Source organism: uncultured Clostridium sp., from assembly GCF_947072515.1.
In the GTDB taxonomy this organism is placed as follows: domain Bacteria; phylum Bacillota; class Clostridia; order Clostridiales; family Clostridiaceae; genus Clostridium.
In genome coordinates this window covers 1-20,934 of record NZ_CAMTIG010000053.1, presented here as the reverse complement: position 1 = coordinate 20,934, position 20,934 = coordinate 1, and the positions used below count along the sequence as shown (strand labels likewise).

The window sequence follows — 20,934 nt, the reverse complement described above, 5'->3', positions numbered from 1 at the left end:
ATGAGCAAGTGCTAGTTAGTTAAAATTCACTGTTTTATTTGTGTACTTTTCTTGACAACTTTCAGTAGCAAGAGGTTTAGCTTTTGCTACTTCTTGCAGTTTTTGTAATTATACAACTATAAGAAAATTTAAGACTAGACAACCAATATTTATATAATTTATAATTTATTGTATGATAAAGAAAATATTTATATATAATATATCAATATAATAGATGATTAATTAGGGGGGGATATTTATGGGGGAAAATAACACTAAAAATAAAGGGGATAATTCAAAAGAAAAAATTACTGATTATAGCTATTACTTTCCAATTTGTTTAGGATTAGGCGTGGTTTTTGGAGTATTATTCAATCAGATATCTACAGGTTTATGTTTAGGTACCGTTGTTGGACTAAGCTTAGATTATGAAAAAGGAAAAAAAGAAAAGTAATCCAAGAGTTGTAGAATTGGAACCTTTTGAGATAGACATAGTTAAATATAATGAGGTAGTTGACTACTTAATAAAGTTAACTTTGAATAGATTATTTAGAGTTGAATAAAAAGAGAATTTACATAGGGAGCTTGTAGAATTTATTTATATGAGCAAAAAAGTAAGTGAATAAGTTAGTTTAGCTTGTTCACTTTTATTTGCTTATATATCAATACTAGTTTAAACCATAGCCTTAAAAATTAATTTATTTGAATAACTTATTTATATATAAATATATTAAAATTTATATGAAATGGGTATAATTTAGATAGAGATTTCGAAGGATATTGACTAATAAAGAATAAATATAGGATGATAGGAGGAAAGAAAAGATGAAGTGGAATGAAGTAAGAGAAAAATATCCAAATAGATGGGTGCTTATTGAAGCTTTAGAAAGTGAATCAAAAAACTCTAAGAGAATTGTAAAGGACATGTCTGTAATTAATGATTTTACAAATGGTGGATTAGCGTTAAAAGAATATGCAGAAAAACATAAGAAAGATAAAAGTAGAGAGATGTATGTCTATAATACAAAACATAAAGAGTTAAATATTGAGGAAAGAGTATGGATCGGGGTAAGAAAAAATGGTTAAATTAAAAGAACTGTATGGATTACCTTTTTGTGATATAGAAATAGAGCATAATCATAAAAAATTGCTATTAAAAAATATATTAATAGATACAGGTTCAGGAGGAACTATTTTTAAGATGGAAAAAGTTGAAGAAATAGATATTGTTATTGATGAAAATGATACTATAGAAACAATTTCAGGTGTCGGTGGAGATGAATTTGTATTTGTGAAAAACTTAGAAAAATTAAAAGTTGGAACATTTGAGATAGAAAATTTTAAAGTTGAAATAGGTGTAATGGATTATGGATTTGATATAGAAGGAATAATTGGAATGAACTTTTTGAAAAAGATAAAGGCTAGAATAGATTTAAATAATATGGAAATTAAGTAAAAACTCGCTTGAAAATAGCGAGTTTTTTTGAGCTGAAGATGATTAAGAGATTGAATAAAAATGAATAAAAAGTGAATAAATTTTTAACAAAAGTTAAATAAAAGTTGACTTTTGAAGGAAAAAAATCCATAATTAAGTTATAAATTGTTTTAAAAGGGAGGATAAAGATGGGTTTACAAAAGGATTTTTTATGGGGTGGAGCAACTGCTGCAAACCAATGTGAAGGCGGATATTTAGAAGGCGGAAGAGGACTTAGTACTGTAGATGTAGTTCCTCATGGAAAAGATAGATTTAAGGTGGCTCTTGGAAAAATGAAGATGTTAGAGCCAGATTCAGAACATTTTTATCCATCACATGATGGTATAAATATGTACGAGCATTTTAAAGAGGATATAAAGCTTTTTTCAGAGATGGGCTTTAAATGTTATAGACTATCTATTTCATGGGCAAGAATTTTTCCAAATGGAGATGAAACTGAGCCAAATGAAGAAGGTTTAAAGTTTTATGAAGAACTTTTTGATGAGTGCTTAAAGTATGGAATAGAACCTTTAGTTACTATATGTCACTTTGATATGCCTATGAATTTAGTTACTAAATATGGGGCATGGAGAAATAGAAAACTTATAGATTTCTATTTAAATTATTGCAAGGCTATATTTACTAGATATAAAGATAAAGTTAAATACTGGCTTACATTTAATGAGATAAATATGATTCTGCATATGCCATTTATGGGAGCAGGACTTACCATAGAAGATGGTGAAAATGCTGAAGAAGTTAAATATACAGCAGCTCATCATGAGTTAGTTGCAAGTGCTATGGCTACAAAGTTTGCTAAAGAAATAAATAAAGATTTTAAAATTGGATGTATGTTAGCTGCAGGTAAAACATATGCTCATACTTGTAATCCAGATGATGTATTAAAATCTTTAGAAAAGGATAGAGAAAATTACTTCTTTATAGATGTTCAATCTAAAGGATTCTATCCAAACTATGCATTAAAAGAGTTAGAAAGAAAAGGAATAAATTTAAACATAACAGAGGAAGATAAAGAAGTATTAAGGGAAAATACTGTAGACTTTATTTCTTTCTCATACTATTCATCAAGATGTACAAGTGCTGATAAGGGAATGCAAAAAACTGATGGAAATATTTTTGAAACAGTAAAAAATCCATATCTTAAAGAATCAGAATGGGGTTGGCAAATTGATCCTGTTGGATTAAGAGTGACTATGAATGAACTTTACGATAGATATGGAAAGCCTTTATTTATAGTTGAAAATGGACTTGGAGCTAAAGATACTATAGAAGAAGACGGAAATATAAATGATGATTATAGAATAGAGTATTTAAGAGAACATTTAAAAGAAATGATAAAAGCTGTAGATTTAGACGGAGTAGAACTTTTAGGATACACATCTTGGGGATGTATTGATTTAGTTTCAGCATCAACAGGAGAAATGAGTAAGAGATATGGTTACATTTATGTAGATAGAGATGACTTTGGAAATGGAACATTTAAAAGGTTAAAAAAGAAATCTTTTTATTGGTACAAAAAAGTAATAGAAACTAATGGAGAAGAACTTTAAAAAGATTCTTTATTTATAAATTTGGGTATGGGATGAGGAGAGAGAGAAATGCTAAAGGGGAAAATGGATATATCTGTAGATGAGAGAAACAGTAAGATGCTTTGGATAAACAATAAGGCTAGAGTTTTTGGTGGTTTTAAAAATGGTGGCTTAAATTTTAAGCTAATAAAAGAAGCACTTGGGGAAAATGAAGAGCTTCTTCAAAGAATAAATAGTGGAGATATAGAAACTATAGTTCTTGGAGAAATAAATGATGAGCTTATTAGAGAAGTGGTAATGGGAATACTGGCTAGAATGAATTATTTAAAAGATTGTAGATTTATTGACCTAGATGTTCACTCAAGAGATGAAGTAGGAATGAAAAATATAGCTTTTATAGAAGATCCTATAAAGGAATATTTGAAACTAGGTTTAAAATTTAACGTGGAATCTACATTGAATATGAAAAAAGATGAACTAGATTACTTTATGTGTTTATGTGGTAAATAACAATATTTAAGGATTAGCAGAGAGATGCTAGTCCTTATTTTTTTGTCTTTAATTCATAAAATTCACTTAAATAACTTAAATAATTATTTATTAATTTAAATAAATTGTTAAAAAATATACAAACTTGTAGAATAGGTCTTGTCAAAAGAATGTTAAAAAAAAGACAAAGGAGAGTTTTTAATGTTAGAAATCGTAAAAAGTACATTAACAGACCAGGGGATATTAGGAGCAATATTCTCATCTATCGCAATTATAGCACTAGGATTTTATTTAAGAAAAAAAGAAATTATAAATGGAGTGGGGTCAAAGGTATTATCTAAAGTTGTTCTTTCAGTTTCATTACCTGCATTAGCATTTACTTCATTTATGAGTAACATTAATCAAAATGAATTAAAACAAGGATTAAATATTTTAATTTGGGGATTCGTAATTTACATAATTTTAATTCCAATTTCAAAACTAATTTACATAAAAGTAAAAGGGGACAAGCAAGACGTATACAGAGTATTAACTATCTTCGGTTCAACTACTTTCTTTGGAACACCAATAGTTTCAGCAGTTTATGGAGCACTTGGTACAATGTATGCAAACATATTTAACATAGCTTACAGAGTTTTCTTATATTCATATGCATTTATAAAAATGTCTGGAGCAAAAATGGACAAAGAGAGCTTAAAGAAAAATGTAAAAGAAGTTTTCTTAAATCCAATTATTTTAGCAACACTTATTGGTTTATTAATTTGGCTTTTCCAAAATCAAATGCCACAAGTCGATGTAATGGTAAATGGAAAGGTTCAACATTTTGCATTTTTAAGAATTGATAAGACAGTTCCATGGCTTTATAAACCATTAACTTTCTTAAAAGATTTAGCATCACCACTTGCATGGTTATCAATTGGAGCTACTTTAGCAGAAGTACCATTTAAGAAAGCAGTAGTTCAAAAAGATGCTTGGGGATATAGTGTAATAAAAGTTATATTAATTCCAGTTATAAACATAGTTTTATTATTAATATTAGATAAAACAGGAATATTACCAGTAGAGTTTACAGCTATGGCAACAACAGTAATAATGATGGCTGCACCAACAGCAACAGTTGCAGCAGCATATGCAATAAGTTATGACAGAGAAGCCTTGTTTACTTCAAACTGTTCACTCTTATCTACAGTAGTAGCAGTTATAGCAATGCCTATTTGGATTATAATACTACAGGTACTTTCCAATATGCATATATTTGTAAAATAAAAATAAAAAAGTATAGATATTAGAAAGAACTAGTATCTATACTTAACTTTTAACTATTAATAAACATGGAATTTGAGTATTTACATAGATTATTTTAAAGAGAAAAAGGAGAATGAAATATGATTAAGTTAGTTTGTTATGGAGTTCGTGAAACAGAAGTACCATATTTTAATGAAATAAATAAAAAATTTGGATATGATTTAAAGCTTATAACTTTAGGGTTAAATGATGAAAATGTTAAAGAAGCTATTGGAGCAGAAGCTATAATGGTTAGAGGAAACTGTAAAGCTACAAGAAAAAATCTAGAATTATTAAAAGAAAACGGATTAGAATATCTTTTAACTAGAACAGTTGGATTTGATCATGTAGATTTAGAAGCAGTTAAGGATTTAGATTTAAAATGTGCAAGAGTTCCTGGTTACTCACCAAATGCTATAGGAGAACTTGCAGTTTCTTTAGGAATGATGTTATTAAGACATACAGCATATACAGTTAATAATACAAGAGAAAGAAACTTTGTAGTAGATCCATTTATGTTTAGTAAAGAAATAAGAAACTGTACTGTGGCAATACTTGGTGCAGGAAGAATTGGACTTACAACAGCAAAGCTTTTTAAAGGACTTGGAGCACGTGTTATAGCTTATGATGTATTCCAAAGTGATGCTGCAAAAGAAATTGTAGAATTTATGGAACTTGATGATTTATTAAAAGAAGCAGATGTGATTTCAGTACATATGCCTTATATAAAAGGAGTAAACTATCATATGATTAATGATGAGTTTATATCAAAAATGAAAGATGGAGCTATCTTAGTAAATACAGCTAGAGGTGAAGTTCAAGATTTAGAAGCTATTATAAGGGGAGTTGAATCTGGTAAAATTGCTGGATTTGGAACAGATGTATTAGAAGGAGAATCAGGAACATTCTTTAAAGACTTTAAAGGACAAACTTTAGAGAATCCTGTGTTTGAAAAGTTAGTTTCTATGTATCCAAGAGTTTTAATAACTCCACATATAGGTTCATATACAGATGAAGCCTTAACGAATATGATAGAATTTTCTTATGAAAATTTACAAGAATATCTAAATAAAGGAACTTGTATTAACAGCATAGCCTAAATATAATAAAGGAGAACATATTATTAAAAGTATGTTCTTTTTTTTTACTATTTATTAAAGAAAATAATATAGACTAATGGGTTTTCATGCTGTTAAAATTTAAACTTGAGAAAAATATAAGGAGAACTATGAAGAAAAAGTTAAATTTTGAAAGAAAAATAATAATTTGGGCATTGATTATTACTTTTATACCATTACTTTTGTCTTATTGGGTATTCATAACAACAAAAATAAATGATACAAATGACTCTATAAAAATGTCACTTGAAAAAGTTGGACAGTCTATAGCAGATAACCGGATGGTTCAAAATAATTTAAGTGAAGAAAAGATAGATGGGAAAATTCAAGATCTTACAAAGCTTTATATAGATTCAATGAATAGTGTAAGTATAATTGTAGTTGCTGATATGAGGGGAATAAAATATTCTCATTTAGACCCAGCGCAAATAGGACAGGAGTTTGTTGGATCAGATAAAGAAGGAGTTTTAGAACATGGAACTAGTTATTTTTCAGTGATGATGGGTTCTATGGGGAAAACTTTAAGATGGTTTCAACCAATATATAAAGATGGAAAAGAAGTGGGATTTGTAATGGTTGGAAAGTATTACAATCAAATAGTTTTAATGAATAATAGAACTAAAAGAGATTATTTACTTCTATTTATATGTGCATTAAGTATATCCATATTAATAGCTAAAGTTTTTGCAAGAAAAATAAAAAAAGAAACTTTAAATATGGAGCCAGAAGAAATAGCAAAGTTATATAATGAGAAAAATATTATTTTAAATACTGTAGAAGAAGGAATTATAGGATTAGATAAATATAATAAAATAACTGAAATAAATAATAGTTGCTATAAAATAATAGAAGATTTTGATGAGTTGAAATTTATAGAAAAGATAAAGAAATATATAGATGAAGAAGAAGAACTTGAATTAAAGGAGTTTATAATTCAGGGGAAAAGAGTATTTGTATCTACAAGACATATAAAAAGAGGAAAAGAGTCTTTAGGAATGGTAATAACGCTTTTAGATAATGCAAATATAAATAAGGTTGCAAAAGAGATTACAGGTGTTGACCAGATAATAGAGAACTTAAGAGCTAATGTACATGAATATAAAAATAATATGCATGTAATTTTAGGACTATTACATATTGAAGCTTATGAAGAAGCAAAAGCGTTTATTTTAAAGATACAAGAAATACAAGAGAATAGTACAAATAAGTTTTCAACTATAGGAGATTATTATGTAAGGGCATTAATGTTAAGTCGTGAGCTTGTGGCAAAGGAGAGAAGAGGAGTTCTTAAATTAGAAGAAGAGGCATTTCTTTATTCAAATCATGGAATAATAAGCTCTTATGATATTGTTACAATACTAGGAAACTTAATAGAAAATGCATTTGAAGCAGAAGCAACAGAAGTTAGTGTAAATCTATTTGAAGATGAGAAGGAAATTGTAATTGAAGTTTTTGATAATGGGAAAGAAATAGAAAAGAGTATTGAAGAGAAAATATTTAAAAGAGGAGTTTCTTCTAAAGGGGAAGGAAGAGGTACGGGACTAAGTTTAGTTAAAAGTAGAGTTGAACTATATAATGGAAGAATTGAAATAAATAGTTTTTATAAAGAAAAGATATTTACTGTACTTTTGAAAAAAGGGGAGTAGCAAATGATAAAAGTATTAATAGTAGAAGATGATCCAATGGTAGCATTAATTAATAGAAAATATTTAGAAATGGTAGGAGAAGTAGAAGTTCTAGGACCAGTTTTATCTAAGGAAGAGGTTTTCGATGTTTTAGATAAAGAAAAAATAGATTTAATAATAATGGATGTATTTTTACCAAAGGAAAATGGATTAGAAATATTAAAGGAAATGAGAGAAGAAGAGATATTAACGGATGTAATAATGGTTACAGCTGCAAATAGAATTGATGAATTTAATAAAGCATTTTCTCTTGGAATAGTGGATTACCTAGTTAAGCCATTTGAATTTGATAGATTTAAAGAAGGTGTTGAAAAGTTTAAAAAGAAAAGAGAAATGCTAAAGAGCAGAAAAGAAGTAAATCAAGATATATTAGATAATTTATTAAATTTGAAAAATGTAAATGAGTTTAAGAATGAAGAAGAGGAACTGCCAAAGGGGCTTAATTGTAGAACATTAAGAAGGATAGTTGAGTTCTTAAAAGATAATGAGGAAAGGGTATGGACACTAAGAGAGCTTGCAGGAAATATAAAAATAAGTAATGTAACTATAAAGAAATATATGGATTACTTAGAAGAAAAGAATTTTGTTTATGTAGATATAACAAGTGGTAACGTGGGAAGACCTGAACTTAAATATAAGTTGCGAAAATAAAAGCAATAATGTAAAATTAAGGATAAAAGGGGGTTGCTAAATGGATAAAAAAAGATTAATTGAAAGTTTTTTATTTAATAAAAGCTTAAATGAGGATAAATGGAAGAAAAATGAGATAAGTAGAGTACAAGAGTTAGATATGCAAGAAATTATCTATCTTATTTATACTAGTCAAAATATGAGAAGTGAAGAACAAGGTAAAGAAATTGATTTTGAAGAAAAGGTTAAAATCTTTATAAAGGCAATTGTAGAAAAAATAAAGGTGGAAGACTTTTATATGGCATACAATAAAGCTACAAAATATCCCCATGTGGATAATTTAAGAAGAGTTTGGCTTTTTTCTGGGGAAGAGTATGGTGAGATTGCAAAGGAACATTATAGAAAATCAAATCTTATACTAAATATGAAAAGGCTAGATAATCATAAATTAATAAATAAAATTGGAGAACTTAAAAAAGCTGGAGTTAAAGGCTTAACTATAGATATGGGGCAATATACTATAGATATTGATATAAATGATATAATCTTAAAAATGGATTATAGTGGATTTGATGAAAAAGATATTCCATTAACTAATGAAGAATTATGTTATTCAATAATAAAGTATCTTCAAGAGTCTAAGAATGAAGAATTAAAGTACAGAGGAAAAATGCAAGCTTTAATGATGTTAGAAGCAGAAATGGTCAAGCTAATTGGAACTAGTAAATATTTAATTCCAATAGTATATAAAGATGAAAATAAAGATAAAGAAGATTTAGAAAATATAAAGTTTTTAGAAGTTGTTGATGAGAAAAAAGAAGATTGGATTCCAATTTTTACAGATTGGTTAGAGTTTAGAAAAAGATATAGTGGAGATGTTTTAGGATTAGTTGTAACGTATACTGAAGCATTAAACATTGCAAAAGAAAAAAATATTATTTTAAATCCTGATGGACTTAAAATACAAATAGATAAAGAAAATAAATCTAAAATAGACAATTGGTTAAAGGCTATAGAGTCAAAGGAAGAGAACGTAAAGAATTAAAATGGATTTTTAAGGTGAGTATTTAAATAAATGCTTACCTTTTTTATAAATTTGCATAAATAATGAGAAAAAAGAAAAAACTACCTATAAGATTTATAGGAGGGGTTTTTATGAAGAGGATTTATTTTGCAATAATATTAATTTTAGGAATAAGTTTTGTAGGTTGTGGTGATGTAAATATACAAAGTAAAACAGATATACAGAAGAACGGAAAAGTAGAATTTACTTTGAAAATTTTATATGATGATGAAGCAAAATCCTTTATAAATGATGAGTTTATAGCTAAAGGATTAAAGCTTGATAATGTGGAAGTAGATAAATATAAGCAAGGGCAATGGAATGTAGAAGAAATAAAAATAGATGCAAAAGGAGTAGAAAATCTTAGAACTAATGAAAGCATAGAAAAACTTTTTAATTATAGCATTCAAAGAAAAGATTATTTTTATAAGACAATTTATAATATCCAAATGTCTATAAATAAAAATATTTTTAATATAAAGGATAATTATAATACAAAGGAAGATATAGATTATATAAATAATATACCATTTAGTAATGTTGTTAGTTTTAGAGGAAAGCTTGTAAATAGCAATGCTATGGAATATATAGGAATGAATGAAGTGAAGTGGAATTATAAAGTTTCAGAGCTAACAGAAGATACGAAGATGCAAATAAGTTATGAAATAAACACAATATGGAAAGTAATAGTAAGCATATTATTAGTATTAATAATATTAATAGGGATAGTAGTAACTAGAAATTTAAAAAATAAAAGAAAAAAATCAATGGCAAAAAGAATACATTAATAAATAGTGAAAAAAATACATAATATGATAGTGAATAGATAAAAATACTAGGTAAGTGTTATTTTTATCTATTTCTTATGTGGAGAATTATATTAATATTAAAAATAATCTGAAAACGATTGCTCTCATTGATAAAATTGTGATAATATAATATTATAGGTTTTTAAGAAATATTAAAAAGGTTTTATTTTAGGAGGTAATTAATAATGATTTACGCAGAAGGTGCAAAAGAATATCATATAGACGTAGCAAAGGGAGAAGTTGGTGAATATGTAATAATGCCAGGAGACCCTAAAAGATGCGAGAAAATAGCAAAATATTTAGATAATCCAGTTTTAGTAGCAGACAATAGAGAGTATGTTACTTATACAGGGGAATTAGATGGAGTACGTGTAAGTGTTACTTCAACAGGAATTGGTGGACCTTCAGCTGCTATTGCTTTAGAAGAATTAGTTAAATGTGGAGCTAAAACTTTCATAAGAGTAGGAACTTGTGGAGGAATGGATATAGATGTTAAAGGTGGAGATTTAGTAGTAGCAACTGGTGCTATAAGAGCAGAAGGAACTACTAGAGAGTATGCACCAATTGAATACCCAGCAGTAGCTAACTTAGATGTTGTAAATTCACTAGTTACAGCTTGTAAAGATACAGGAGCTGTATATCATGCAGGAGTTTGTCAATCTAAAGATTCTTTTTATGGACAACACTCACCAAGCACAAAACCAGTTAGTTATGATTTAGAAAACAAATGGGAAGCTTGGATAAGATGTGGAGCTTTAGCTTCTGAAATGGAAGGGGCTGCACTATTTATTGTAGGTAGTTATTTAAGAGTTAGAGTAGGAGCAATATTCCTAGTTATGGCTAACCAAGAAAGAGAGAAACAAGGATTAGATAATCCAGTAGCTCACGATACAGAAATTGCTATAAAAACAGCTGTAGAAGCTATTAGAAATCTTATTAAAGAAGATAAAAAATAAATAAAATAAAATAAATATAAATTGACAATTAATATTTATAAATAAGCAAAAGCAGGATTCATTGCAAAGTAAGACTATTTTTGTTTAACTTAGAGGCAATGAAGGATGGAGGAAAAGATTATGAAAAAATATAATAGAATATTCACTATAGTAATAGACTCATTAGGTGTTGGAGAATTAGAAGACGCTAAAAAATTTGGTGATGAGAATGTAGATACATTAGGACACATTGCAGAATCAGTAGATAGCTTTAATATACCAAACTTACAAAAGCTTGGGCTTGCTAATCTTCATAAAATTAAACATGTAGCACCAGTTACTAAACCACTTGGATACCAAATGAAAATGAAAGAGGCTAGTAATGGTAAAGATACTATGACTGGACATTGGGAAATGATGGGACTTCATATAACTAAACCATTCCAAACATTTACTGAAACAGGATTCCCAAAAGAGTTATTAGATGAATTATCAAAAAGAACTGGTCATGGAATAGTAGGAAACAAAAGTGCTAGTGGAACAACTATATTAGATGAACTTGGAGAACACCAAATGAAAACTGGGGATATGATAGTTTATACTTCAGCAGATTCAGTTCTTCAAATCTGTGGACACGAAGAAACTTTTGGATTACAAGAATTATATAAATGTTGTGAAATTGCTAGAGAATTAACTATGAAACCAGAATGGATGGTTGGTAGAATAATAGCTAGACCATACTTAGGAAACAAAGCAGGAGAATTTAAAAGAACTAGTAACAGACATGATTATGCTTTAAAACCATATGGAGAAACAGCATTAAATGTATTAAAAAATAATGGACTTGAAGTTATTTCAGTTGGAAAAATCAAAGATATCTTTGATGGAGAAGGAATAACAGAAGGAAATAGTTCAAAAAGCTCAGTTCATGGTATGGAACAAGCGATAGAAATTGAAAAGAGAGACTTTAAAGGATTATGTTTTGTTAACTTAGTTGACTTTGATGCCTTATGGGGACACAGAAGAAACCCAGTAGGATATGCAGAAGAGTTAGAAAAGTTTGACGTTAAGCTTGGAGAATTCTTAGATGGAATGAGAGATGATGATTTATTAATCATTACAGCAGACCACGGAAATGATCCAACTTATAAAGGATCTGATCATACAAGAGAACATGTTCCATTCTTAGCATACTCACCTTCAATGGAAGGAACAGAAATATTACCTACAGTAGATACATTTGCTACTATAGGAGCTACAATTGTAGATAACTTTGGATTTAAAATGCCAGAAAACACAATTGGATCATCAATATTAGAAAAATTAAAATAATTAAGTATAAGCATCCTTGCAATTTTGCAAGGATGCTTTTTTTATATATGGAAAAGTATATAAGTTTATAAGAAAATATTTAATCAATATTAAGGTGTTAAAAATTCTTGAGTTGCATAATATTTATTTCCTATTTTATAAACTCCAACACCTATTTGAGTATATCTAGTTGATAGAATATTAGCTTTATGACCAGGTGAGTTCATCCAATTGCTCATAATAGTATTAGCAATACTCTCAGCATTTGAAGTACTATCTACATAGGCAATGTTTTCACCCCATGCACTAAAATTAATACCAGCTTGTTTTATATAAGTAGATTCTAAGTTTCCATTTAAATCTTCATGATTAAAATAATTATTTACAGCCATATCTTTAGATTTTTTTATAGCAAAACTTTGCATACTTGTACTATAAGCTAAAGGTTTAATACCTGCGTTAGCTCTTTCTTGATTTACTTTACTAAAAATAAGTTGCTGAATCTGCGCAGTTATATCAGTTTGGGATGTGGTTTCAGTAACTGAAGAAGGAGCTTTTTTTGGTGCAGTTTTTTCTTCAGAAACTGGGGTTTTTGCAGGTTCTTGTGGTGTAGCTAGTGTAGTGTCTTGAGTAGGTTCTTTTTTACTAGAACTTTCCTCTTGTCTCGGGGCAGTATTTTTTGTATCATTAGTAGGGCTAGAATCAGCATTTTTAGATTTAGAATCTGATTTAGTATCAGCTTTAACAATAGTTTTACTTGCTGAATTATCAGTAGTATTAGTAGGTGGATTAGTCTTTGAATTACTATTTATATTTGAATTTGATTCGTTTTTTGAATCAGTATTTGAATCAGTATTTGAGTTGGTGTTTGAACCGGTATCAGTATTTTTTAAACTATCACTTTCTACTTGTGGTGTAAGTGATTGATTAGGAAGTGTTTGTTTTTCTTTATGAAAAATAGAAAGACCTCCTATTAAAGTAGTTACTGAAATTAAAAGCATTAAAATTTTTGTCTTTATCATTAAAATACATCCTTTCGATAATTTTAAATAATATATTAAAAGTGTTTCTATTTTTTTATAGAGAATATAGATAATACTTAAAAATATATTAGTTTGTCCTATTATATTAAAAAAATTCATGAAATCGAAATAATTCTCCTAGAAATTAACAAGATTTTTAATGGAATTAAAATTAAATATTGCATTAATTAGTTCAATATAGAAGTGAAAGTAGAGTTTTGGATTTTCGGTAAATAAATGATATAATAGCGTTAAAATGTTAAGAAGGCTTATAAGAAAAAGAAGTTACTTAAGAAATAGGAATTATTTAAAAGATATAAACTATTTTAAATTCAAGATAAAGGAAGTGTAATATGATAACTAAAAAACAATTAAAAGAAGAAATAATTACATATGATGTTATAAACATAACTGAGGATGATGGAACACATGTAGAATATGTTGAAGTTACATTAGCAGATAGAATAATAGATGTATATATGGATACAAGAGAAGTAAATATAGGAATTTTATGTAATAAAATCATTGAAGATGGATTATATGAAGAAAATTTAAAATAGTGAAAAAAAGTTATAAAAAAGTTATAAAAAACTATTGCAAAAATAGAAGAAAGTCTATATAATTAAAAGTAGCTAAAAGCTAAAAAAAATAAAAAAGATATTTTTTGAATATATTTCTTTTATAGTTAAAAGATATTCAAATTATCATCTTTAAGACTTAGGAGAGATATATTATGACAGATAAGACAATTGTATGTAAAGACTGCGGAAATGAATTCGTATTCACAGTAGGAGAACAAGAATTCTACAAAGAAAAAGGATTCGACAACGAACCAGTAAGATGTCCAGCTTGTAGAAGAGCTAGAAAACAACAAAACAACAGAAGATAATTTTTATTATTGATTGTTACAGTGGATTCATTTATGAATCCACTTTTTTAATGTATAGAAAAGTATAGAATTAATATTCTACAAAAGTTTATGGTTATGAAGTGAAATAAAATAGTTTCACTTTTTTTTATAGATTTATTTAAAAAAAGGAAAGGGAATAAAAAGAGTGGAAAAATAATATATATTAATGATTAGCACTATATAAGAGAGGATAAAGTTTGAATTATGTAAAAGAATATTCTATAGATGCTACTTATATTTATAATTTAGAAAGAGAAAAGAATTTTTCAAGTTCTGAAAATTTAATTATAGGTAAAGATGGAATAAAAGAATATAGAGCTATTTTTAATATAGAGTTAAAAAAGATAAAGGAAATCCAAAAGGTAAATGGAAGTTTTAAATTAGAACTTTGTGTTTTTTTAGATAGTATAGGTTTAGATTCAGAGATAGATGAATATATGCTAGATATAGGAGTAAATAAAACTATAAAAGATATAAAGAGTATTAATTATATGAATTATCCTAAGTTTAATCAAGAATATACTTTATATAAAATAGTAAAAGATTATAAAAGAAAATATATAAATTTTGATATTACACATATTGTGGAAAAGGAACAAGGAGAAAAAAATTTAAGCATAACTATTCTTGGGGTAAATGATGGTGGAATATTAAAATTTTTAAGTGAGAAATCAATGAAAAAACCTTTTTTGAAGGTTTTTTATGAAAATAGAGTAGAAAATGAAAAGGAAGAAAAAAAAGAGGGGTATGGGTATTTTATATCTAAAAATCAAAAACCTATTAAATGTGAGAATCATGAAATAATCACTTGGGATGAAAGTGTTATATCTAAGAATATAGTAGTGCAAAAGGATAAAAAGAATATTGTTATTTTAGAAGAAGGAGTCTATCAGGTAGATTATTCTTTAAATATTAGAAGTGAGAGAAAAGGATATATTTTTTTAAAATTAAATAGTAAGCCTTTAGAATATAGTTTTGTACAAACTAGTTGTGATGAGCATATGTATAGTGGACATTTTTTAATAGAAGTTATAAAAAAGAATTCAGATTTAAATATGTGTATTATAGGTAATGGAATAATTATAAATGATTTAGGGTTTACAGGGAATTTAAGAATAGTGAAAATATAGATAGAGTGCTTGGATAAGAGTAGGAACATTTGGATTTACTCCTGTATATAATATTAATGTAAGTTAAATAAAAAAAATAAAGTTATAAAAGGAGAGAAGAATATGTCATTACCTAAAATACCCGATATGAATCCTAACGTTACCGTTGATAGGTCTGATGCTGTAAATCTAATACTATTTTCAATAGGAATGGAAGAAATAGGTTTAAGTCATATTATTAATGCTGAAGGAGAAAAAATTCAATATGTATTAGGTACATTAACTGATGGAGATGGAAATGCAATAGCACCACCAGCAGGAGTTACTATTGATAAAGTTTTAGAAGTTAATAAATCAGTAAGTGGATCATTAAAAGACGTTTTAAGAAACCAATTAATGCTTCAATTAAAACTTGAAGATGCTATGGAAATTATATCAACTAGTACAGTATAGATTTTATAGAAATAAAATAGAAGTATGAGTAAAAATATAAGCAATATCTAAAGGTATTGCTTATATTTTTAGGATATTAAATTATAAAGGGGAGAGAGAAATGTCATTACCAAATATTCCGAATATAAATCCGGAAATAGATTTAGATATGGAGGATAGTATAAAGCTTCTATTAAATTCTATTGCCATGGAAGAGATAGGATTATCGCATATTTTAAATGCAGAGGGTGAAAAATTACAGTGTATTATAAAAAAAATGGAGAGTAATTTAAATGATTGCACAAGTTATGATCCATGTAATAACAAGTGTGATTGCGATAGAGTAAGGAGTTCAGAAATCTTATTAGCATTTAATAATTCAGTAAATGAAACAATAAAAAATGTTTTTAGGAGTCAAACACTTCTTCAGTTAAAATTAGAGGATGTTAAAGAATTATATAAGATGGTAGAAGAAAATAAAAATAAAAAAGAGTGTAAAGGAAGAAGTTCAAAGAGAGAGTATGAAGAAAGGTATGAAGTCGAAAAAAGATATGAGGTTGAAGAAAGATATAATAATGTTTGTAAGAAAGAAAAAATAGAGGAAGTAGAAGTTGAGGAAGAAATGGAAATAGGAGAAGAAATAGAGGAAGTAAGTTGTAAACCAATATATATGTATAGAAATTAGGAGAAATGAAAAGTGATTAAAATATTTTATATTTTAAATGGAAGTAATGATTTATTTTATCCTTTAAATAAGAATTTAGAAGATTTTAAAAATATAATAAAGGATATGGAAGGAATAGAAGTATATTGTTTATATAAAATAATAAAAAGTGATCCTTTAGATTTATGGACTAAAACAGAAGTAGAAAATGAAGAAAATAAAGTAGGAAGTTTTATATATTCAAATAAAGAATTTAGAGACATAGAATGGAAAGAATACTTTGATGAAGAAGAAATATTAGATAGAAAGGTTAAATATTTAAACATAGGTAAATTTCTAAAAAGATATTTAAATAATGATGATTATAATATTCTAATGATATCTGGACATGGTGGGCCTTTTCAAGCTTTGTTAGACTTAGAAACATCTCCTGGAATATCTATTAATACATTAAATTTAATAGAAGAGATAAACAGCTTTAATATCAAACTTTTATTTTTAGATATGTGTGCAATGAATTATATTGAGATCATTTATGAGATTCTATATAAAAGAAGAATAGAGAAAGTTATAACATATAAAAATTTTGCTCCTTTTGAGGGAATAGACTATAGAGAGTTTTTAGAGTATATAGTAAATAAAGATTATAAAGAAAGGTTTGAAAAGCTAAAGGAGCCTTTAATATATTTAGATTCTAATATGATAAAAGATATGGAAAAGTTAAAATTAAAGATGAATTTAACTATAATAGATGGAATAGATAAAAAGGAAAGAAAATTTAAAAATGATATAAATGAATTTAGAAAAGAAAAAGTTAAGGTTGGTTTAGAAACAGAAGTGAGTAAGAACATCCCTGGAAATACATTGAATTATATAAAGTACTTTTTAAATGATGAAGTTGAAAGGGAGATATATGGTCATTATAAATTTGCAAAGAATAATTACTGGAATATAGTAGTGAGAGAAAAAATAGAAGTTAATAGAGAATTTGAGAAGAATATAATTCCGATAGGACTTGATGGACTTAAAAATATAATAGACATTCATAAAAAAGGCATTGAAGAAAGAGAACTAGAAAAGTTAGTGTTAAAGTTAGTAGAAGAGAGAAATGAAAAAGATATATATTTTAAATGAAAAGATTGCCTCAAAAATATGAGACAATCTTTTTTTAATAGAATAAGAAACCTCTTCCCACTTCAGATAAATTTACATATAGAGTATTTGAAGTTGCAGTATAAATATTTGGATTTGCTGCAAATTCAAATGTACCAGTAGCTTGAGAGCTTTCAAGACTTACGCTTTGAGAATTAAGCTGAACTCTATAAGTTAAAGTAGCTGAACTGTTAGCTCTAAGAGTAGGTACTGATATAGTTAAAACATTAGAACTTAAAGATAAACTACCTTCTGTAAAAGTATCGTGAGATATAAATGTAAATTTGTTTGGGAAAGTATCTTCTATATTTAAATTTATAAAATCAGAATTTGTTTTATTAGAAATAACTAATTGATATTCTAAAACTTGACTATTAAAGCAACGAGTTGAACTTTGAGTGAAATGTTCACCAGTAGTTAGATTCCTTTGGTATTTAGATAAAATGTGCTCATCTAAGGAATCGTAAATTAAAGTTGAATTACTTATAGTAGTTACAGTTTTTAAAGATGAGATATCATTTTGTTTAAATCCAACATAAGAACGATTTAAAGCACCAGAAGGTGGTGGATCAAGTTTAAGTCGAGTATTAATAATAACATCAGTAGTTTCATTTGCAGCTATAGATGGTACTGTAATATTTACAGCGTTAGTTAAATGATTATATGAACCATTAGAATTATCGCTAAGATATTCTAATGAATGAGGTAAAGTATCTACAAGATTTATTTGATATGCTGGTGATGTTCCTATATTAGTAATACTTAGCTTATAGTTAATTAAATCATTTCTTTCTCCAAAGATAGGTTCAGTATCATAAGCAATAGATTCAGTTACATTACTTTGAGATTTAACCATAGTAAGACCTGGAAGCAATACATTTAAGTTGCTTGAATAGTTTTTAGAATATGCTTCAGGAAAATAAAGTATTTCTGACCAATCAGTAGAACAGTTAGTATTGAAAGTTTCAATATAATTAGCAGGGTCATCTACAGTTATTGCCTTATCATTATAGGTTAAAAGATAATTTACTGTTCCAGTAGCTGTATTAGTTACATCAGCAAGTGGCAGAATCAAATTATTAGTTGATATACTTGGTGATGCAGGATTTCCATTTAATCTAATATTACTAATATTAGAAGAATCAGTTGAAATTAATGAATCCTTAATTTTAGTATTATAAGCTAAACATCCAGATGGAAAAGTTACAGCTAAATATATACTAAAAGGATCGGCTACTTTAACAGTATCTGGAATGAATGTCTTGTAAATACTTGGTGAACAACCGTATAAATCTACTTTAGAGCTCAGAGGAAACTCATTATGAGTATATTTAAATGAAGATGGATTACTTTGACTAGTACCATTACTTAAACTTCCGTTAGTTGGATAATCCTTACTCATAATAGGAGTGGTATTAACTGAAAGATTCCCAGTTACAGTTAAAGTTGAATAAGGTGGAAGTTGTCCGATATCCATTGAGTAAACATTGTTATTAGAACTGAAATTAGAATACTCAATAGTATTTGGAGCACTTATAGTTGTTGAATCTATAGTAAAAATACTTGGTATAGTTGCTAAAACATTTATATTAAATCCATCAGTTAAAAAATGAACTGGGTTTGTAGATGAGTTGGATATTGTTAAAGTGTATATAACTGGCTTACCAAGTTTTAAACAAGTTTCGTTAGTAGGAGTTTGTGAAATTTGTAAATGAGGAGTTCCAAAGTCAATTGCAGAAGAATCCATAAGGGCATAAGTTAAGTTTTGAGAATTTATTAAAGAACCTTTAGCAAGGTTATAAATAAATCCATCATCTGCTAATTCACCTACTAAAAGATCAAACTTAATTTGGAATGCAGAATTACCATTAAGTTCTCCAACATTTATTCTAGCTCCGTTATCTGGAATTGGAGTATATCCTCCAGATGGAGGAAAATCACCGCTAACAGTAATATTTTTAACGGAAGTAACATCTAAGTTATATGGTGGAAAATCAAATAAAGTGACATTTTGTTTTGCATTTATAAAAGAAGCATCATAAGCAAGTCCAATTCTAACGTAATCGCCAACTGCTGCTCTATCATAAGGCTTTACAGTATCATCACCATAAAGATAAGAAACTATAGTAGTACTTAAAATTGGAGGTTCACACATTAAAGTATCAGATGCGGAATCTGAAAATTGCATACCAGTTTCTACAGTATAATAGCTAAAATCAATTTCTGTATAGAAAGTATCAGTTGAATAAACATAGCTTGGAATAGTTTCAGGTGATATTAAGGTATAAGTTTGGTCTGTGGTAGTAATAAGACTCATAATATTATCTGAATTTGCTGGGATTGTATCAAAATTCCAAACTACTTGAGTTAAAGTAGTTAAATCAATAATAGTAGTTGGAGTTATGGTACTACTATTAGTTTTATAACTCATTCCATCTGGAATATTAAAAAGAATAGAAGCATCATAAATATCTGTATAGGCTGATGCTGAATATGAAATTATAAATTCGTTATCCATAAATACATCTGTAAAACTATTTGCACAACTATAAGTTAAAACAAAACTTTCAGCTTTAATTGCAAATTGTGTAGAGAAAGAAGTTAAATTTCCACTTAAATTTATAGAAGTGGTTAAATCAACATCAGAAGGAATTAAACCTCCTGAATTTTGTATACCATTTATAGTATATTTATCCCAAATAGCTGCTTGGAAAGTTATTGTAACTAAACCTCCAGCAGAAAGGGTTTTATTAGTTAAGGTTAAAGATACAAAATTATTAGTAGCAGTTGGATTTATTAAAACAGGACTATTAAAGCTAGAAGAGTTACTTCCAGAAGCAGTCCAACCACCAATATATCGAATACCATTAGCTAAGTTTAAGATAAAAGAAATATTTGAACTTTCAGCTATTGTATTTTGAATTTGAACAGTAATATTAAAAATATCTGTAGCGTTATCAGAGCCGAAAGTTCCAGCACCTTTTAAAGATTGAAGAGGGTAAGTTACATAAGCTGCATATCTTAAAGCGGTCATACTAAAAGATGAGGTTGAAGTAATAGAAATATTTCCTGGTGAATAGCTTCCACGAGGAAGGGAATCTCCACGACAAGATACACCTATACCAGCAAATACATGACCATAAGAAACTCTAGAGTTGTTACTTCTATAAGTTTGATCAGCTCTAACAGTAACATCGAGTTCAAATTCTATATTATTTGGATAAAGATCAGTAATACTATAGAAGTTTATTATATTGCTATACGATAAATTAATAATATTTGAATCTTCTATTAAAGAAGCTGAAACATAGGAAACAC

The 20,934-nt window shown here is 27.5% G+C and carries 21 protein-coding genes; 19 read left to right on the top strand and 2 right to left on the bottom strand.

Features of this window, described 5'->3' with window-relative positions; translation table 11 throughout:
* The first annotated feature begins 238 nt into the window (after positions 1 to 238).
* The 13 genes from Q0W06_RS15475 (at position 239) to Q0W06_RS15415 (ending at position 12,348) form a co-directional block, all read left to right on the top strand.
* Entirely contained in the window at positions 239 to 433 is a 195-nt protein-coding gene (locus tag Q0W06_RS15475; RefSeq protein ID WP_297637698.1) for a hypothetical protein, read from the top strand.
* 371 nt (positions 434 to 804) lie between these two features.
* On the top strand, positions 805 to 1,065 hold the full coding sequence (locus Q0W06_RS15470; protein WP_297637694.1) for a hypothetical protein: 261 nt from the start codon (positions 805 to 807) through the stop codon (positions 1,063 to 1,065).
* The gene (locus Q0W06_RS15465; RefSeq protein ID WP_297637691.1) at positions 1,058 to 1,435 is read left to right on the top strand and encodes a retropepsin-like aspartic protease; all 378 of its coding nucleotides are present in this window, start codon (positions 1,058 to 1,060) and stop codon (positions 1,433 to 1,435) included. The genes Q0W06_RS15470 and Q0W06_RS15465 overlap by 8 nt, the downstream gene beginning before the upstream one ends.
* Before the next feature lie 167 nt (positions 1,436 to 1,602).
* Positions 1,603 to 3,024, top strand: coding sequence for a 6-phospho-beta-glucosidase (locus Q0W06_RS15460; RefSeq protein ID WP_297637688.1), 1,422 nt, complete (start codon positions 1,603 to 1,605; stop codon positions 3,022 to 3,024).
* 48 nt (positions 3,025 to 3,072) lie between these two features.
* A complete protein-coding gene (locus tag Q0W06_RS15455; protein WP_297637685.1) occupies positions 3,073 to 3,513 on the top strand; it encodes a hypothetical protein in 441 nt (146 codons plus the stop codon).
* A gap of 180 nt (positions 3,514 to 3,693) precedes the next feature.
* Complete coding sequence (locus Q0W06_RS15450; protein WP_297637682.1) at positions 3,694 to 4,758, top strand: AEC family transporter; 1,065 nt, start codon at positions 3,694 to 3,696, stop codon at positions 4,756 to 4,758.
* A gap of 119 nt (positions 4,759 to 4,877) precedes the next feature.
* Complete coding sequence (locus tag Q0W06_RS15445) at positions 4,878 to 5,876, top strand: 2-hydroxyacid dehydrogenase (protein ID WP_297637679.1); 999 nt, start codon at positions 4,878 to 4,880, stop codon at positions 5,874 to 5,876.
* Positions 5,877 to 6,004: 128 nt separating this feature from the next.
* A complete protein-coding gene (locus Q0W06_RS15440) occupies positions 6,005 to 7,540 on the top strand; it encodes an ATP-binding protein (RefSeq protein ID WP_297637674.1) in 1,536 nt (511 codons plus the stop codon).
* Between the two features lie 3 nt (positions 7,541 to 7,543).
* Positions 7,544 to 8,230, top strand: coding sequence for a response regulator (locus Q0W06_RS15435; RefSeq protein WP_297637672.1), 687 nt, complete (start codon positions 7,544 to 7,546; stop codon positions 8,228 to 8,230).
* Positions 8,231 to 8,270: 40 nt separating this feature from the next.
* A complete protein-coding gene (locus tag Q0W06_RS15430) occupies positions 8,271 to 9,254 on the top strand; it encodes an SseB family protein (protein ID WP_297637669.1) in 984 nt (327 codons plus the stop codon).
* Positions 9,255 to 9,364: 110 nt separating this feature from the next.
* On the top strand, positions 9,365 to 10,060 hold the full coding sequence (locus Q0W06_RS15425; RefSeq protein ID WP_297637666.1) for a hypothetical protein: 696 nt from the start codon (positions 9,365 to 9,367) through the stop codon (positions 10,058 to 10,060).
* A 206-nt stretch (positions 10,061 to 10,266) separates the two neighbouring features.
* Complete coding sequence (gene udp / locus Q0W06_RS15420; RefSeq protein WP_297637663.1) at positions 10,267 to 11,037, top strand: uridine phosphorylase; 771 nt, start codon at positions 10,267 to 10,269, stop codon at positions 11,035 to 11,037.
* 120 nt (positions 11,038 to 11,157) lie between these two features.
* Complete coding sequence (locus Q0W06_RS15415) at positions 11,158 to 12,348, top strand: phosphopentomutase (RefSeq protein ID WP_297637660.1); 1,191 nt, start codon at positions 11,158 to 11,160, stop codon at positions 12,346 to 12,348.
* An 89-nt stretch (positions 12,349 to 12,437) separates the two neighbouring features.
* On the opposite strand, the gene Q0W06_RS15410 is transcribed toward Q0W06_RS15415, so the two are convergent.
* Complete coding sequence (locus tag Q0W06_RS15410; protein ID WP_297637657.1) at positions 12,438 to 13,349, bottom strand: CAP domain-containing protein; 912 nt, start codon at positions 13,347 to 13,349, stop codon at positions 12,438 to 12,440.
* A gap of 353 nt (positions 13,350 to 13,702) precedes the next feature.
* Here Q0W06_RS15410 and Q0W06_RS15405 point away from each other — a divergent pair, with 353 nt between their 5' ends.
* The 6 genes from Q0W06_RS15405 to Q0W06_RS15380 all read left to right on the top strand — a co-directional run bounded on the left by Q0W06_RS15405 (position 13,703) and on the right by Q0W06_RS15380 (position 17,598).
* On the top strand, positions 13,703 to 13,909 hold the full coding sequence (locus Q0W06_RS15405) for a hypothetical protein (protein ID WP_297637654.1): 207 nt from the start codon (positions 13,703 to 13,705) through the stop codon (positions 13,907 to 13,909).
* A 173-nt stretch (positions 13,910 to 14,082) separates the two neighbouring features.
* The gene (locus Q0W06_RS15400) at positions 14,083 to 14,238 is read left to right on the top strand and encodes a zinc-ribbon domain-containing protein (protein WP_297637652.1); all 156 of its coding nucleotides are present in this window, start codon (positions 14,083 to 14,085) and stop codon (positions 14,236 to 14,238) included.
* A gap of 218 nt (positions 14,239 to 14,456) precedes the next feature.
* Positions 14,457 to 15,389, top strand: a complete 933-nt coding sequence (locus Q0W06_RS15395; RefSeq protein ID WP_297637650.1) for a hypothetical protein — start codon at positions 14,457 to 14,459, stop codon at positions 15,387 to 15,389.
* Positions 15,390 to 15,491: 102 nt separating this feature from the next.
* Positions 15,492 to 15,821 carry a hypothetical protein gene (locus tag Q0W06_RS15390; RefSeq protein WP_297637647.1) on the top strand — a complete coding sequence of 110 codons (330 nt, stop codon included), beginning with the start codon at positions 15,492 to 15,494 and terminating at the stop codon, positions 15,819 to 15,821.
* A 100-nt stretch (positions 15,822 to 15,921) separates the two neighbouring features.
* Entirely contained in the window at positions 15,922 to 16,485 is a 564-nt protein-coding gene (locus Q0W06_RS15385) for a hypothetical protein (RefSeq protein ID WP_297637644.1), read from the top strand.
* A 12-nt stretch (positions 16,486 to 16,497) separates the two neighbouring features.
* On the top strand, positions 16,498 to 17,598 hold the full coding sequence (locus tag Q0W06_RS15380; RefSeq protein WP_297637641.1) for a hypothetical protein: 1,101 nt from the start codon (positions 16,498 to 16,500) through the stop codon (positions 17,596 to 17,598).
* Positions 17,599 to 17,632: 34 nt separating this feature from the next.
* On the opposite strand, the gene Q0W06_RS15375 is transcribed toward Q0W06_RS15380, so the two are convergent.
* The coding region (locus Q0W06_RS15375) for a hypothetical protein (RefSeq protein ID WP_297637638.1) at positions 17,633 to 20,934 on the bottom strand (3,302 nt) is incomplete at its 5' end.